The organism is Methylobacterium sp. J-070 (genome assembly GCF_022829385.1).
Classification (GTDB): Bacteria; Pseudomonadota; Alphaproteobacteria; order Rhizobiales; family Beijerinckiaceae; genus Methylobacterium.
Window position 1 is genome coordinate 17,312 of record NZ_JAKSXX010000148.1, and the last position, 15,164, is coordinate 32,475.

At 66.3% G+C, this 15,164-nt stretch carries 12 protein-coding genes and 1 pseudogene; 10 read left to right on the forward strand and 3 right to left on the reverse strand.

All coding sequences use genetic code 11. The annotated features are described in order from the left end of the window. Nucleotides 1-88: 88 nt before the first annotated feature. The 5 genes from MKL01_RS15210 to MKL01_RS15230 all read left to right on the forward strand — a co-directional run bounded on the left by MKL01_RS15210 (nucleotide 89) and on the right by MKL01_RS15230 (nucleotide 5,737). Nucleotides 89-1,075, forward strand: coding sequence for a LysR substrate-binding domain-containing protein (locus MKL01_RS15210; RefSeq protein ID WP_243906049.1), 987 nt, complete (start codon nucleotides 89-91; stop codon nucleotides 1,073-1,075). Nucleotides 1,076-1,291: 216 nt separating this feature from the next. After that, the gene (locus tag MKL01_RS15215) at nucleotides 1,292-1,864 is read left to right on the forward strand and encodes a hypothetical protein (protein WP_243906050.1); all 573 of its coding nucleotides are present in this window, start codon (nucleotides 1,292-1,294) and stop codon (nucleotides 1,862-1,864) included. Nucleotides 1,865-2,561: 697 nt separating this feature from the next. After that, nucleotides 2,562-2,909, forward strand: a complete 348-nt coding sequence (locus tag MKL01_RS15220; RefSeq protein ID WP_243906051.1) for a molybdopterin oxidoreductase — start codon at nucleotides 2,562-2,564, stop codon at nucleotides 2,907-2,909. 39 nt (nucleotides 2,910-2,948) lie between these two features. Continuing rightward, nucleotides 2,949-5,396: a nitrite reductase large subunit NirB gene (nirB, locus tag MKL01_RS15225; protein WP_243906052.1), complete on the forward strand. Its 2,448-nt coding sequence runs from the start codon at nucleotides 2,949-2,951 to the stop codon at nucleotides 5,394-5,396. Continuing rightward, nucleotides 5,396-5,737, forward strand: a complete 342-nt coding sequence (locus tag MKL01_RS15230) for a Rieske (2Fe-2S) protein (protein WP_243906053.1) — start codon at nucleotides 5,396-5,398, stop codon at nucleotides 5,735-5,737. Before nirB ends, MKL01_RS15230 begins: the two co-directional genes overlap by 1 nt. A gap of 603 nt (nucleotides 5,738-6,340) precedes the next feature. On the opposite strand, the gene MKL01_RS15235 is transcribed toward MKL01_RS15230, so the two are convergent. Both MKL01_RS15235 and MKL01_RS15240 read right to left on the reverse strand, forming a co-directional pair. After that, complete coding sequence (locus tag MKL01_RS15235; protein WP_243906054.1) at nucleotides 6,341-6,565, reverse strand: hypothetical protein; 225 nt, start codon at nucleotides 6,563-6,565, stop codon at nucleotides 6,341-6,343. Between the two features lie 610 nt (nucleotides 6,566-7,175). Continuing rightward, nucleotides 7,176-7,426, reverse strand: a pseudogene (locus tag MKL01_RS15240) (helix-turn-helix domain-containing protein); the annotation flags it as partial. A gap of 390 nt (nucleotides 7,427-7,816) precedes the next feature. Between MKL01_RS15240 and MKL01_RS15245 the strand changes: the two are divergent. From MKL01_RS15245 to MKL01_RS15265, 5 genes are all read left to right on the forward strand, one after another. Further along, a complete protein-coding gene (locus tag MKL01_RS15245) occupies nucleotides 7,817-8,773 on the forward strand; it encodes a GlxA family transcriptional regulator (protein ID WP_243906055.1) in 957 nt (318 codons plus the stop codon). Nucleotides 8,774-8,876: 103 nt separating this feature from the next. Next, entirely contained in the window at nucleotides 8,877-9,323 is a 447-nt protein-coding gene (locus tag MKL01_RS15250) for a (2Fe-2S)-binding protein (protein ID WP_243906056.1), read from the forward strand. 10 nt (nucleotides 9,324-9,333) lie between these two features. Continuing rightward, nucleotides 9,334-11,556 (forward strand): xanthine dehydrogenase family protein molybdopterin-binding subunit, encoded by a 2,223-nt coding sequence (locus tag MKL01_RS15255; protein WP_243906057.1) that lies wholly within the window; start codon nucleotides 9,334-9,336, stop codon nucleotides 11,554-11,556. A gap of 13 nt (nucleotides 11,557-11,569) precedes the next feature. Continuing rightward, a complete protein-coding gene (locus MKL01_RS15260) occupies nucleotides 11,570-12,364 on the forward strand; it encodes an SDR family NAD(P)-dependent oxidoreductase (RefSeq protein ID WP_243906058.1) in 795 nt (264 codons plus the stop codon). 42 nt (nucleotides 12,365-12,406) lie between these two features. Further along, entirely contained in the window at nucleotides 12,407-13,450 is a 1,044-nt protein-coding gene (locus MKL01_RS15265) for an SLAC1 anion channel family protein (protein WP_409566261.1), read from the forward strand. Between the two features lie 341 nt (nucleotides 13,451-13,791). Here MKL01_RS15265 and MKL01_RS15270 read toward each other — a convergent pair. After that, nucleotides 13,792-15,140, reverse strand: a protein-coding gene (locus MKL01_RS15270; RefSeq protein WP_243906059.1) for an IS3 family transposase whose coding sequence is annotated in 2 segments (ribosomal slippage) — nucleotides 13,792-14,804 and nucleotides 14,804-15,140 — 1,350 coding nt in all. Because the reading frame shifts where the segments join, the coding sequence is not laid out codon by codon here. Nucleotides 15,141-15,164: the final 24 nt, after the last annotated feature.

The following is a 15,164-nucleotide window of genomic DNA, read 5'->3' on the forward strand; positions in this document are numbered from 1 at the left end:
GGCCTGCTCCGAAGCGCCGCGCGTTGCAGCCTCGGTTCCGGCACCGGCGTTGCGTGGTGTCGGAAGCACGGTTAGGTCCGAGGTGCCGATGCGCGCCAACGCAAAAAACTCACCGGCCGCTGAGGCTGGCTCACCGGCAGACCCCGGTCGACGCAGGACGCCGCCGCTGCGGGCGCTCGCGGCGTTCGACGCCGCCGCCCGGCACGGCAGCTTCGCGAAGGGTGCCGAGGAGCTGGGCGTCACGCCTTCGGCGATCAGCCATCAGGTCCAGCAACTGGAGGATTTTCTCGGCATGCCGCTGTTCCGGCGGCGGGCGGGCCGTGCCTTCCTGACGGAGGCGGGCAGAACCTACGCCGCCGAGATCGAACACGCCTTTGGCATCATCGCAGGTGCGACGGAACGGGTCGCCCCACAATCCCAGCGCGCGCCCCTCGTCATCGCGTCTGGACCGAGCTTCGCGGCGAAATGGTTGCAGCCCAGGCTGGCGGATTTTCTCCGTTCCCACCCCGAGGCGCGGATCCGGCTGTCGACGTTGTCGGATCGCGACGACATCGCGACGGAGCGGTTCGATCTCGCCATCACCTACGGCCGACCGCCGCAGACGACCCTGCGCGTCGAGCCGCTCCTGATCGAGCGGCTGCGCCCGCTGTGCAGTCCCTCTCTCGCCGCTTCGGTTGGGCTGTACACACCGAGAGACCTGGCGACCACGACCCTGATCCATTCCGTCAACGCGTTGACCTGGGCGCACTACCTGCGACGTGTCGGAGAAGGGGATCTGCGCCCGCGCAACGAGATGTGGCTGGACCGTTCGGTGATGGCGGTGGAAGCCGCGGTCGCTGGGCTCGGCGTCGTTCTGGAGAGCGAGGTCCTGGCGGCGGACGAACTCCGTGACGGCCGGCTGATCGCTCCTTTCGAGGATCATGTATTCGAGGTGGAGACGACGTCGTACTTCCTTGTCAAACCGCGCGGGGTGAAGCGCGGGTCACTGGTAGGCCCGTTTGAGGCGTGGCTGCGGGGTGCCGTCGCGGCAGAAAATCTCACCGCTCCGAAACTTGATGCGTCGATCGGTCCTTAAGCGCCGAAAGCTGACATCGAATGCCTGGCAGGAAGCGGACACTCGCAGTCTCGACCGCGACACATGGGTCGCTGAGGACACTGCGGCGCTCGGCTCGCTCGCACCCATCCCTTGCCTGGGCTTCGTCCCACGTGGGCGCGGGGCAAATAATTTCGAATACCTCAACGTGCCGTCTTCCGACGACAGATCAGAGGGATTTCGGCAGCTCCGCGTTTCGTGCTCGGCTTCCTCGCCCTCCGGCAGCGCCAGTGGGTCAGGACTTGGGTCGGGCCGCGCGGCAAGGTCATCGAACCGGCCCTGCAGCAGATCCGCAGCCCTGGAATGCCGGTAGAGCGGCCATTCTCGCCTAGTCAGCCGACCGAAACTGAAGCATCGATACCTCAACCGTCGGACGATCCGGCGCCGGCTCTTGTACGGCGTCGGGGCCTTTTTTCGCGAAAGACCTTTGTTGCGGGACGAAGCCGCGTGCTCGTTTTAGCCAAGCATTTCATCGTGGGAGAAGCCAGGTTGGGCCCCGATCCTGTGCAAGCCGCACGGATCATTGCCGAGAATGTCGCTTCGGCCGTTGAGCGTTCCTGGAAGGGCAAACCGTTCTATGCAGGCGATCGGAAGATAATCGTTGCTGACTTCATGCGAGAGCTGTTGCCCGGATTGCTGGCAGAAGACAAAGGTACACTTGTTGAAGATTGCAATCGCCACATCGTGATCGTGGCAGAAGTCGGTATACGCGGCCCACGCGTCGAGGCTGTCGAACCGGACGACGGTTCGCTGACGACGCGGCAAGAGTGAGGACGAGCGGACTAAAGCCGGGTGGACGCTGAGGCTGCGATCGTCGCTGGGCGACAAGGCACGCCCGACCCCGCTCGACCGCGCCGAAGCGACAGCATTACTCGCTGTAACGCCTACGATCGAGTGTAGAAGTGTGCCGTTGCAAGCTCGCCGTAATTGACCGATTGTCTCTCAGCGACAGTCTGCGCTTCCATGTCGCGAATGCCCATACAATAGGCAGATAGAATGTGTAATAGGCAATAAGCCTAAAATTCCTGCTCGACCATTGGTCAGTATCGGTTAGCGTTTCACTTTAGAACAGCGCCGAACAGACGCATTGAATAGCCAGGTTCTGCCTGGCTGCCGACGCTTCGTGGTCGTCTCGTAACGATTCCCGGTCCGGGGAGGGTTCAGGCGTGGTTAGCCCACGCGAGCTCTACGGACGAGCCCCTGACGGTGCGCAACGACGGATGTGGCGCGTGTCGCATGGCCAGTCTCCAGATGAGAACTCTATCCGGCGACTCCGGGCTGCCTCGGACGAAGGTCCTCCTGAACGTCATCGGCGAAATGCCCGCGGAGCCGGTACTCCGACGCGATCGCCGCGTCGGCACCCGCCACTGCGCGTCCGCGAGCGGCCTCGGCCCTTCGGCCTGACGTCCCTCCAGCTCACGAACGATCCGGGATTGCCGCCCCGGAGCCCCAGCCAAGGAGCAGCACCATGGAATCTGTCCCGAAATTCCTCCAGGGCGTGTTTGGATACAGCGGTGCCGGGCTCGACCGGTCGGCCCTCTTGGCCTCGACGCTGATCTACACGGTTCCGAGCAGCAAACGCGCGCAGTTCGTCTACCTGCGCGCCGGCAATTCCGGGCCGGAATTGGTCTGCCTCTCGCTCGTCATCGCCGGCAAGGCCGCCCGCTACCTCCCGGTCGGCGCGAAGGCCGGCATGAACGTACCTTTGACCATCGTCGAGGACCTGCCGCCGGACACGACGGTCGAGGTCCACCTCTCCGCTCCCGAGGGGGCGACAGGCCAGATCGTGGTCGATGTCGGGCTTCTCGAGATCTGACTGATCCCGTCACCTGAACGGCTGAGCAGGAGAGGCTTCATGAGCAAGCAGAGACTTGTCGTCGTCGGAAACGGCATGGCCGGCGCGCGCGCCGTGGAGGAAGTCCTCGCCCGCGGGGGCGCGGAGATGTTCGACATCGTCATGTTCGGCGACGAACCCTACGGCAATTACAACCGCATCCTGCTCTCCGAGATACTGAACGGGACCCAGGACGCAGACGGGATCACCATGAACCCGCTTTCTTGGTACGCGGAGAACGGCATTACCCTCCACGCTGGTCACCGCGTCGAGAAGATCGACCGCGCCGCCAAGGTGGTGGTCTCGAACAGGGGCGCGCGCGAGCGCTACGACAAGCTGATGATCGCCACCGGTAGCCGGGCCTTCATCCCGCCCATGCAGGGCGCGCGGATGGAGGACGGCAGCCTCAAGCCCGGCGTCTTCGGCTATCGCACCATCGCGGATTGCCAGCAGATCGTCGACTACGCCCGGCGCAGCAAGGTCGCGGTCACGATCGGCGGCGGCCTTCTGGGTCTTGAGGCCGCCCGCAGCATGACCGTTCTGGGCTGCGAGTCGCACGTGGTCCACCTCGCCGGCCATCTCATGGAGATGCAGCTCGACGTGACCGCGGGCGGCATCTTGAAGAAGACCATCGAGGGCATGAACATCCGTGTCCACACGTCCAAACTGACCACCGAGGTGCTGGGTATCGACAAGGTCGAGGGGCTTCGCTTCAAGGACGGCACGGAACTGCCGTGCGACCTCGTCATCGTCGCGGCTGGGATCCGGCCGAACTCCGAGATTGGTCAGTTCTCGGGCCTCACGGTCGAGCGGGCGATCGTCGTCAACGACCACATGCAGTCAGTGGACGACCGCGACATCTACGTGGTTGGGGAATGCGCGCAGCACCGCGGCCGGCTCTACGGGCTTGTGGCACCGCTGTACGAGCAGGCCAAGGTGTTTGCTGAGCACATCACGCGGACCAAGGTCGATGCCGCCTACCACGGTTCGAAGCTGGCCACGAAGCTGAAGGTGATGGGCGTCGAGCTGGCCTCGATGGGCATCACCGATCCCGCGGACGACAACGACGAGGTCGTACAGTTCACCGAGCCGAAGCGCGGCACCTACAAAAAGCTGATCGTGCGCGACGGCCGGCTCGTCGGCGGCATCCTGATGGGCGACATCGCCAAGGCGCCGTTCCTGATGCAGGCCTTCGCCCAGGACGCACCGCTCCCCGAAGAGCGGTTGTCGCTGATGTTCGACCTCGGCACGCCGTCCGCCAAGGTCACCTATGACGAGATGCCGGCGGAGAGTCAGGTTTGCAACTGCAACGGCGTGACCAAAGCCGGCATCGCCGCTTGCGTGGCAGCCGGCGCCACCACGTCCAAGGCCGTGATGACCCAGACCCGGGCCGGCATGGGCTGCGGCGCCTGCAAGGGCGAGGTGACCGAGCTGGTCTCCTGGCTGCTGGGCGGGGAAGTCGAAGAGGATCCGTCCGTCCACTACTACGTGCCGACCATCCCGCTGCGAAAGCCGGAGCTGATGAAGGAGGTGGTGGCCCGCGGACTGAAGTCGGTCTCGGCGGTGTTCCGCGAACTCGGGAATGGTGAAGTCGATCCCGGCGCCAAGCCGGCGCTTGCCTCTCTGCTGATCACCGTCTGGAAAGGCGAGTACGATGACGAGCGCGATGCGCGCTTCATCAACGACCGCGTCCACGCCAACATCCAGAAGGATGGCACGTTCTCGGTCGTGCCGGAAATGCCCGGGGGCGTCTGCACGCCGGACGAGCTGGTGCGCATCGGTCAGGTCGCGCAGAAGTACAACGTTCCGCTGGTCAAGCTCACCGGCGGCCAGCGGGTCGACCTCGTCGGCCTCAAGAAGGATGACCTGCCTAAGATCTGGAGCGATCTCGGCTTCAAGGCCGGATACGCCTGGGGCAAGAGCTATCGAACCTGCAAGAGCTGCATCGGCACCGATTTCTGCCGCTTCGGCCTGGGCGACTCCATGGGCTTCGCTCAGCGCATCGAACGGCGCTACCGCGGTATCGACAGTCCGGCCAAGCTCAAGCTTGCCACTGCTGGGTGTCCGCGCAATTGTTCCGAGGCTTACGTCAAGGACGTCGGTTTCGTCGCCGTCGGCGACGGCAAGTGGGAGATATACGTTGGCGGGGCCGCTGGAGCCCACATCCGCAAGGGTGACTTGCTGACCACTGCCCAGGACGAGACCGAGGCGATGTTGATCGGCTCGCGCTTCATGCAGTTCTATCGCGAGAACGCGAAGTGGAAGGAGCGGACCTACACCTTCATGGAGCGTGTCGGCCTGGAGCGGGTCCGCGCCGTGGTGGTCGAGGACAGCGAGGGGATCTGTGCCGACTTGGATGCAGCGATGGAAGCGTCGATCGCTGCCACGGTTGATCCGTGGCTTGAGGCGGTCGCCCCGAAGACCGCCAACCAATTCACGTCCGTCATTCCCACCAAGGAGGAAGTTTGATGGCGTCCGTCGAAGTGCTGCTTGGTTCCGTCGACCAGATCCCCAAGGGCGAGGGACGCACCTTCCGGGTCGCCGATCGTGAGATTGCGGTGTTCCTCACGGCAGAAGGCGAGGTCTACGCCACCCAAGCCTTCTGCCCCCACAGACGAGGCCCTTTGGCAGACGGGCTGCTCGGAGGGACCGTTCTGATGTGTCCCCTCCACGATCGGACCTTCGACCTGAAGTCCGGCTGCGGCACGAGCCACGAGCAGCTCGGTCTCGCCACCTATCCGGCCCGGGTCAGCGAAGGCCAGATCTGGCTACGGCCGGAGCCAACCCTCGCGCGAGAGGCAGCAGAATGAGATCAGATCGGAGGTGACTTCCCTGACAGGCCGCCTGCGACCGAGCGTGGGCTCGGGGATCGGTAAGCTTCGGATCTATGTCTTGCTTGGCCGCCTTCACGGCTCGCCCGGATGCGCCGGTGTCAAGGGCAAAGGACCGATTCGAGAACGACTTTATATTGCCATGTTGCCGAAACGCCGGTCTGACTTGGTCTCCAAACGCCTCCAGATCGATCGTGATCAGAAGGTCCGTTCTCAGCGAAGAGGATCGAAGCGGCGCGGACGCGTGAAGCGTCCGCGCCGCTTCGATCCTCCTGCCTCGCAAAGAACGAACAGGGGCACGTCGCGGAGCGCCTCTTTCTGGACATCGGGCGAAGTTCCGCCGACTGCGCGTCATCGAAGCGCAGCAGCGCTTTCATATCGCTGGTGAGTCGGTTCGCCCCGACCGTCAGGAGCCTGCGCGAGGCCGGCATCCCGTCGTCCACCGCCATCGCCAAGGCTATCCCCGAGACGGGCATCCCGACCAGCCGCGGTAGAGGCCCCTGGACCACGACGCAGGTTTCGCGCGTGCTGGCACGCCTGCCAGAATAGGCAAGAAACGCAACAGCGGGCCGCTGACGCCGATCACAGGGCTTCCGGCTTCCTTGCGACCGCAGCCTCGACCTCGGCCTGAGCTGTGGCTTCCAGCAGACTATCGCTGACCGCCGCCCCGGCGTGGTTGACTATGCGAACCTTCCAGCCTTGTCGGTTCAGGAGGTTGCGTCGCTCCACGGCTACCCACGTTGATGCACAGGGTAGCTGCTTGGTCTCGCGGCCGCGCGCCGCGTGGATTATGTAGGCGTGCTTCATGACCGCCTCCCACTGAGCGTCAGGCCCATGCAAGGGACAGACCTCGCCGACGAACGCGGCTTGGCTTGAGCCTTCGCAGGCGCACCAGGCCGAACGGCGCCTTAAGGTCCGATTAACCATAGCAGCTGACTATACTAATCGAGGCTCGGCAATTGCATTGAGCGGAGCAGAGCGGTCGCGTGCCGGGGTCAATCTTGATGTCAGACGAATTTATGCCCTTTTGGACCCTACTTTCGGCGGCAGAAGATCAGCTTCAGTGGGGAACGGATCCTGACAACATGGAAGCCATCGGACGTGCCCTCGCCAAGCGGCGGCCCGCGAGTGTCGTCGCCGAGAGCCTGATGGAACGAGCTGATTACCTCAGAGCGCTGCGATGCCAGTCTTCGACTATGAGAGGCAAGTTCGCTGGCGTTATTCCTCGAACGGGCAGCCTACAGACATCAACGTCTGCCATCAAATACTTCTGAATTTTTGCCACGCTTCCCAAAATAGAGTCGACAATTATCGAGGGCTGTATCGAGGTCGTTTCTTGCAGGCGACCTGATGTCTTTTCAAGCTCAACCTGCCTCCAATTGCGCGCCGGAGCAGCGCTCTGCGCTCGCCGACGGCAGCCGCGCGGACGCCTCTTGTCGCGCAGCCGACCTTCGACGCCAGCCTCGGCGTCGCGCCGCTGCCAGCGCCACACGGCCGCGCGGCTGACCCCGCCCGCCGGGCGACGTCTTGGACACGCAAGCGCTCGCCCGAAAGCAGGACGATGCGGGCGCGCTGGGTCTGTTTGAGCGGGCGGGCGCGGTCACTGGCGATCGCAGCCAGCCGTGCCGCGCCACTCGCATCGAGAAGCACACGGACCGTCTGGGCCATGGCTCAGACCCGCACCTCTCGTCGTACGCGTGATTCCTCTGTCCGCGTCACTGCACTAGCGACCGCAATGGAGGCCGAATTGGGCGCCGCGCCGAACAGCCGGTTTGGCGCCCATTGGCCATTTGGCATGACGCAGTCTGGCCGAAAGCGGAATGGCTGCTTCTGAGAAGGCACGTAGGAAAAGCGGACGGCCTTCTATCGACCCAAACCAGCCACTTTTAGCACCGTACCGCGCGCCCAAAAGCAGTCGTTCAGCCGGCGGTTGGGGCATATTCGTCGAAGTCAGGCGCGGATAATTATGCCTCATTGTCGGCCGCTCCGCTTGCCCCAGCTCGACTGATGTTTGATGTAGGATTCGGACTTGAGCAGGTTGAAGTGGAGTGATCGGTGATGGCTGGCGTCCGTCGCATCGGCCTCGTGATCTGCCCGGATTTCGATTTCATGGGATTGGCGGTGACATCACCCTTCGCCGTCGCCAACAAATACGCCGGCGGCTCGGCCTACGACGTGCACCTCCTGTCCGAAACCGGCGGCCTCGTTCGCTCTGGCCTGGGACCCGATGTCGGCACCGAACGGCTCGGCGACCCATCTTCCTTCGACACGATCCTGGTCGCGGCCGGGATCGGCGTACCGGAGCCGAGTCGAGACCTTCTCGCCTACCTGCAGGAGGCGTCCCGTTCGGCGCGCCGTCTGGCGGGCCTGTGCCTTGGGGCTTTCATCCTAGCGGACGCCGGCCTGCTGAGCGGACGGCGCGCCACGACCCACTGGCACTACGCGCCCCAGTTCCGCGCGCGCTATCCCGACTGCAACCTCGACATCGACAAAATCTACGTCGCGGATGGCAATCTCTGGACCTCCGCCGGCATGTCGGCAGGCATCGATCTCGCCGTTGGCATGGTCGAGCGCGATCACGGCCGGGAGTTGGCCCAAACCGTGGCGCGCGGGCTGGTGATGGAACGCCGCCGCGCCGGGGGCCAAGCCCAGCACTCGGCCCTGCTCGATTTCGACGCGCCGACAGATCGCATCCAGAGCGTCCTTGCCTATGTGCGGCAACACCTACGGCTTCCACTGACCACCGAGGATCTTGCAGCGATTGCCTGCCTCAGCCCGCGGCAGTTCACCCGGGCCTTCCGGGCAGAGACCGGCGTCTCGCCCGCCAAGGCGGTCGAGGCGATGCGCGTCGAGACCGCCAAGCACATGCTGGAGCAGAGCCGCCTGCCCATTGAGGAGATCGCCGCTGCCGCCGGCTTCGCCAACCGCGAACGGATGCGTCGGGCGTTCCTCCGCGTCCAGGGAGAGGTCCCGCGGACGATCCGCCGGGCGGCCGGGCCTCTTGCCGTCGTCTAACCCACCAGCATGGCCGGAAACGTGGCAATTATGACGTAGGTCGTTCCGAGACCTCTGCTTAAGCATGGCCTCGGGGGCTGCTTACTGGCGGGAGTTCGCGGACATGGTGAACCTGACGATCAACGGTCGCCATTATTCAGTCAATGCCGAGCCCGATACTCCGCTGCTCTTCGTCCTGCGCGACACGCTCGGCCTGACCGGCACGAAGTATGGTTGCGGCATCGCCCAGTGCGGGGCCTGCACGGTGCATCTCGACGGGCAGGCGACGCGCTCCTGCCAAGTGCCACTGGAGAGCGTCGGCACTCAGGCCATCACCACCATCGAGGCGATCGAGCAGGACGCGGTCGGCCGGAAGGTCGTCGAGGCCTGGGTCGCACTGCAGGTGCCGCAATGCGGCTACTGCCAGTCCGGTCAGGTCATGGCCGCCACCGCCCTGCTGAAGCAGACGCCGCGCCCGACCGACGGCGACATTGCCGAGGCGATGACGAATCTCTGCCGCTGCGGGACCTACAACGCCATCGCCGCCGCCGTGCGGCAGGCGGCCGCTTGAGGAGCTTGCCATGCACCCGCTCCCTCGCTCCGCTGCTCCCTCCCGCCGTCGCTTCCTCGCGGGGGCCGGCCGCGCCCTCGTCCTCAGTGCGCTCCTGCCCGCGCGGATGGCCCGTGCCGAGGCGCAGGGCCCCGCCGAGGGTGCAGGCGCCCTCGCGCCGAAGCCCGGGACGCGGGTGGCCGCCTTCCTGGAGATCCACCCGGACGGCACCATCAAGCTGCTAAGCCCCTTCGTGGAGGGTGGCCAGGGCATCGCCACCGGCATGGCGCAGATCGTCGGTGAGGAACTCGACGTGCCGCCCTCCCGCTTCGTCGTGGAATGCGCGCCGCCCGGCCCCGACTACGCTGTTGTCAACGGCATCCGCATGACCGGTGGCAGCTTCTCGACCCGGTCGAGCTACGAGACCATGCGCCGCCTCGGCGCGACCGCCCGCGATCTGATGATCCGTGCGGCAGCCGCCAGGCTTAAGGTTCAGGACGGCGAACTCACGACCCGCGATGGGATGGTGCTGCACGCGGCCACGAACCGATCGCTCTCCTATGGTGACCTCGCCGTCGACGCCCTGAAGCTCAAGCCGAACGAATCCGTGCCGCTTCGCGACCCGGCGACCTTCCGCTACATCCGCCAGCCGATCCCCCGCCTCGACGTGCGGGACAAGTCCACGGGGCGGGCAGTCTACGCCATCGATCAGAAGGTCGATAGGATGCTCTACGCCGCCGTGCAGCACGCGCCGCGCCTTGGCACTGAGCCCAAGGGTCTCACCAACGAGTCCGACGTGAAGGCGATGCCGGGCGTCCACTCGGTGCACCTTCTGCCGGGCGCCGTGGCGGTCGCCGCCGACAGCTGGTGGCGGGCGCGCAAAGCCGTCGAGGCCCTGAAGGTCGAGTGGTCGGCACCCAAGCCCAGCGGCATCGATACGGTCGCAGCGGATTTCTCGTCGGACGGCATGCTCGCGGCCCTCAAGGCCTCGACTGATCCCGGCCATGCGGCCGAGGAGGAGGGCGATGTGGCCGCCGCCTTCGTCAAGGCCGCCAAGGTGGTGGAGGCCGATTACGAGGCGCCCTACCTCGCCCACGCGCAGTTGGAACCGCCCTCGGCCATCGCGCGCTTTGACGGCGACGGCACCCTCGACGTCTGGCTTCCGAACCAGATGCCGGAGGTGTTCCAGGCGGTCTCGGCGAAGGTCGCCGGGTTGCAGCCGGCCCAGGTCCGCATCCACTCACCGATGCTCGGCGGCTTCTTCGGCCGCCACTTCACCTACGAGGCCGGCAACCCGTTCCCCCAGGCGATCCTGCTCGCCAAGGCCACCGGCCGCCCCGTGAAGGTGCTGTGGTCGCGGGAGGAGGAGTTCGCTCGCGACGCCGTGCGGCCCCTGAGCTTCAGCCGCTTCCGCGCGGCCCTCGACCCGGCAGGGCAGCCGACGACGATTGAAGTCCGGACGGTCGGGGAAGGCCCGATCGGCCGCTACTTCAACATGATGATGCAGACGCCCGTCGATCCTTCCGCGGTCGAGGGCATCGTCGAGAAGCCCTACGCCGTGCCCAACCGGCGCATGACCTTCACGAAGGTCGCCCATCCGGTGAACATCGCCTTCTGGCGCTCGGTCGGGCACTCGATGAACGACGCGTTCTACGAGAGCTTCCTCGACGAGGTCGCCCAGGCCGGCGGGCAGGATCCATTCGCGCTGCGCATGGCCCTCCTCCAGGGCAGCGCCCGCCACCGCACGCTGCTCGCGGCGGTAGCCGAGATGTCCGGCGGCTGGCAGCGCGGGCCCTACCGAGCGGAGGGCGCGATGCGCGCCCGCGGCCTCGCCATGGCTTCGCCCTTCGGCTCGGAGACGGCAACCATCGCGGAGGTCTCGGTGAAGGGCGGAGAGGCTCGCGTCCACAACCTCTGGATCGCATTCGACCCCGGCAGCATCGTCAACCCGGCCATCGTGAAGGCGCAGGTGGAATCGGCGGCGGCGCTCGGTCTGTCCTCGGTCCTGTTCGAGCAGATCGTCTACCGCGACGGCGTCCGGCAATCGCAGAACTACGACACCTATCCGGTCCTGCGCCGGGAACACATGCCGCAGGTCCACGTCCGCATCGTCGAGAGCGGCGCGCCGATGGGCGGGGTCGGCGAGCCGGGTCTACCGGGCGTGCCGCCCGCCGTCCTCAACGCCATCGCGGCGCTCACCGGCCAGCGGATCCGCGCGCTACCGGTCGCCAACACCAAGCTCTCCGGCGTCTGACAAGGATACCTCGATGACCCAGCACACCGGCACGGCGCGCGTAACGGGCGCCTCCTCGGGAATCGGCGCGGCTTACGCCGACCAGTTGGCTGCTCGAGGCCATGACCTCATCCTCGTCGCCCGCGACGAGGCCCGGCTGCGGGCGGCGGCGGAGCGTCTCGGCCGAGAGGGCGGCGTGACTGTCGAGGTCATGTCGGCCGACCTGACCCGACCGGAGGATCTTGCCGTGGTCCGGGACCGCGTCGCCACGGATGCCGCCCTGCGCGTCCTCGTGAACTGCGCCGGTCTCGGACCGCTTGGCCCCGCTCTCGACAGCCCTGCCAGCCTCTATGACGGGCTGCTCGAACTCAACATCAGGGCGCTGCAGACCCTGTCCCTCGCGGCGGCGACGGCTTTTGGCGACAGAGGAGCGGGCACGGTTGTCAACATCTCCTCCGCCGTCGCCATCATCCCTGAGCGCTTCAACGCCCCCTACGCGGCGAGCAAGGCCTTCGTCCTGGCACTGACGCAGGGGCTCGGGGCCGAACTCGCGGGCAAGGGCGTGCGGTTCCAGGCGGTGCTGCCCGGCGCCACCCGGACCCACTTCTTCGACCGGACGGGCGCGGATATCGGACAGATTCCATCCGAGATGATCATGGATGCGAGCGACCTTGTGGCGGCGGCTCTGGCCGGCCTCGATGCGGGCGAGACCGTCACGATTCCCTCTCTCCCTGATCTCGGTGACTGGCAGGCCCTCGAAGCCGCCCGGTTCCGCCTTGGTCCCAACCTCTCCCGCAGCATGCCGGCCTCCCGCTATGGTCTCGGCTGAGATCGCGAAGAATTCGATGCTTCGTCGAGTGGGAGTTCGTCCATGCTGCAGGTCGTCGAAGGCGAGTCGAGCGAAGCCGCGCTGACCGCCCATCGAGGCCCGGACCAGCTCCCTTTGCCGAGAGGCTGGCGGCAGATCGAGGCGATGCCGGTCGGCCTGTTCGCGGCGGTGATGGGCCTGACGGGACTGAGCGTCGCGTGGCGGCTCGCTCATGTGCGGTATGGCGTGCCGCCCTGGCTCGGGGAAGCCGTCGGGCTGATCGCCTCAGCGGCCTTCGTTGCTATCGCGGCGGGCTATGCCGCCAAGGCCGTCATCGCCCGTGAGGCCGTGCGTGCGGAATTCCGCCATCCCATCGCCGGCAACCTGTTCGGCACGCCGCTCATCAGCCTGCTCCTACTGCCGATCCCCCTGGCGCCCTTCAGCCTCACGCTGGCGCGCGTGCTGTGGATCGCCGGCGCCCTTGGCATGACGCTGTTCGCGTGGCTGATTGTGACGCGCTGGCTAAGCGACCGGCAGCAGGCGGCGCATGCGACGCCGGCCTGGATCGTGCCGGTGGTCGGCTTGCTCGATGTGCCCCTGGCTCTTCCGGGGCTCGACCTGCCGCCGATGCAAGGCGTGATGATCTTCGGGCTGGCGGTGGGGCTATTCTTCGCCATGCCCCTGTTCACGCTGATCCTGTCCCGCCTGCTGTTCGAGGCGCCATTGCCCGCAGCCTTGCAGCCATCGCTTCTGATCCTCGTGGCGCCCTTCGCGGTCGGCTTCTCAGCCTATGTCGCCACGACGGGCGCAATCGATCTCTTCGCTGAGTCGCTTTTCGCGGTCGCACTGTTCCTGCTTGCCGTGCTGCTGCCGAAGCTCGCCCGGTTCGGCCACGCCTGCCCTTTCCGCGTCTCTTGGTGGGGCGTGAGCTTCCCGCTCGCCGCAGCTGCGGTAGCGGCTCTGCGCGTCGCGGCGGCGGAGCCGGCCCCGGCGACCGACGGCCTCGCCCTGGTCCTGCTCGGGCTGGCCACGCTGGTCATCGGCTGGCTGCTCGTCCGAACCCTGATCGGCTTAGCTCGTGGGGAGCTACGGACGCTGACGCAGTGACGGCCAATCGCCGAACTCCCGCTGCTCATTCGATGTCAGCTCTCACCACTTCTCATCCAAAAGCGGACTGACAGAAATCGACCCATCCGAGACGCTCACGCAGGCGGTCTGCGGCGGCTGAAGCTGGCCGTAAGCGGAACGGCCGCATCTGAGCTCATCCGCCGGGAAATCGGACATGCTCCTGTCGATCCATGCCAGCCACCCTAAGCGCCGAAAGCTCTTTCCTGATGCGTCGGTGTGGATGCCACCTGACGGCATCGATCAACCATGTCCGTCGTCAGGTGATTTGAGACGGTTTGCGATGCTCAGGCACGGAGGTTCTGGTCCGCCTGGGTGAGAGGTTAGGCAGCCTGCGCGTGATGGCGCAAGCGGCGATCCATGAGGGTCTGGCGTTTGATCCGCGCCCGCTCGCGGAGGATGGCCTCGCCGCGGCCGAAGTAGACGTCGGCAGGGGTGAGGTTGCCCAGGCTCTCGTGAGCCCGAACATGGTTGCAGGGCTCGACAAGGGCGGCAACCCGCGCCTCCAGCTCGCCGGGCAGGTCGGCAGGCTCGGGCAGGATGCGGTTCTTGAGCGTCTGGTGCCAGCGCTCGATCTTGCCCTGCGTCCGAGGATGGCGGGGCGCGCCGCGGATGTGGGTCATGCCCCGGCTGCCGAGCCCGTCGGCCAGATCACCCGCGACGTAGCTCGGCCCGTTGTCGGAGAGCAGCCGTGGCCGATGCGCCACCTGCACATGATCGAGCCCGGCAGCCGCCAGCGCCAGATCGAGCGTGGCGGTGACATCGCTCGCCTGCATCGTCGCGCACAGCTTCCACGCCACGATGTAGCGCGAGAAGTCATCCAGCACGGTCGAGAGGTAGTACCAGCCCCAGCCGATCACCTTCAGGTAGGTGAAGTCCGTCTGCCGGAGTTGGTTGGGTGCGGTGGTCTTGTCGCGGAACGCGTCGGCGGCTTTGACCACGATGTAGGCCGGGCTGGTGATCCGGTCCTGGGCCTTGAGCAGGCGGTAGACGGTGGCCTCCGAGACGAAGTAGCGCCGCTCGTCGGTGAAGCGCACCGCCAACTCGCGGGGGCTGAGCTCTGGCGGCTCCAGCGCGAGGGCGACGCTCTGATCGCGAACCTCGGCGGGCAACCGGTTCCAGACCCGGCTGGATCGGGACGGGCGATCCGCCAATGCCTCGGGGCCGCCCCGTTGGAAAGCGTCGTACCAGTGGTAGAAAGTGGCGCGCGGGATGCCGAGCTTGTCCAGGGTGGCGCGCACCGGCAGGTGGGATGGCTCGACCAGCCGGATGATCTCCAGCTTCTCAGCGGCCGGGTCCCTCATGCCTCGTCGCCCCCAGCCGCGGTCATACTTTTCAGCAGGCGGTTTTCCAGGACGAGGTCGGCCACGACCTCCTTCAGCGCACCCGCCTCGCGACGCAGGTCCTGGACCGCGTCGGCGGTCGCGGCACGGGCCGTGTCGCCAGCCAGCCGCTTCTTGCCGGCCTCCAGGAACTCCTTGGACCAGCCATAATACATCGAGCTGGCGATGCCCTCGCGCCGGCACAGCGCGGCGATGCTGGCCTCACCGCGCAGGCCTTCCAGCACGATGCGGATCTGCTCCTCGGCCGAGAACTGCCGGCGCGTGGCGCGGCGGATGTCCTTGATCCCGGCTTCTGCCGGCTTCCGCGCCGGCCCGGACGTCTGTTTCATCTTCGTGCCTCAGGGCTACGATGA

What these genes read in the sequence shown, in the direction of transcription:
- MKL01_RS15210 (WP_243906049.1), top strand. Translation starts at nt 89, where the DNA reads ATGCGCGCCAACGCAAAAAACTCACCGGCCGCTGAGGCTGGCTCACCG.
- MKL01_RS15220 (WP_243906051.1), top strand. Translation starts at nt 2,562, where the DNA reads ATGGAATCTGTCCCGAAATTCCTCCAGGGCGTGTTTGGATACAGCGGT.
- nirB (WP_243906052.1), top strand. Translation starts at nt 2,949, where the DNA reads ATGAGCAAGCAGAGACTTGTCGTCGTCGGAAACGGCATGGCCGGCGCG.
- MKL01_RS15230 (WP_243906053.1), top strand. Translation starts at nt 5,396, where the DNA reads ATGGCGTCCGTCGAAGTGCTGCTTGGTTCCGTCGACCAGATCCCCAAG.
- MKL01_RS15235 (WP_243906054.1), bottom strand. Translation starts at nt 6,565, where the DNA reads ATGAAGCACGCCTACATAATCCACGCGGCGCGCGGCCGCGAGACCAAG.
- MKL01_RS15245 (WP_243906055.1), top strand. Translation starts at nt 7,817, where the DNA reads ATGGCTGGCGTCCGTCGCATCGGCCTCGTGATCTGCCCGGATTTCGAT.
- MKL01_RS15250 (WP_243906056.1), top strand. Translation starts at nt 8,877, where the DNA reads ATGGTGAACCTGACGATCAACGGTCGCCATTATTCAGTCAATGCCGAG.
- MKL01_RS15255 (WP_243906057.1), top strand. Translation starts at nt 9,334, where the DNA reads ATGCACCCGCTCCCTCGCTCCGCTGCTCCCTCCCGCCGTCGCTTCCTC.
- MKL01_RS15260 (WP_243906058.1), top strand. Translation starts at nt 11,570, where the DNA reads ATGACCCAGCACACCGGCACGGCGCGCGTAACGGGCGCCTCCTCGGGA.
- MKL01_RS15265 (WP_409566261.1), top strand. Translation starts at nt 12,407, where the DNA reads ATGCTGCAGGTCGTCGAAGGCGAGTCGAGCGAAGCCGCGCTGACCGCC.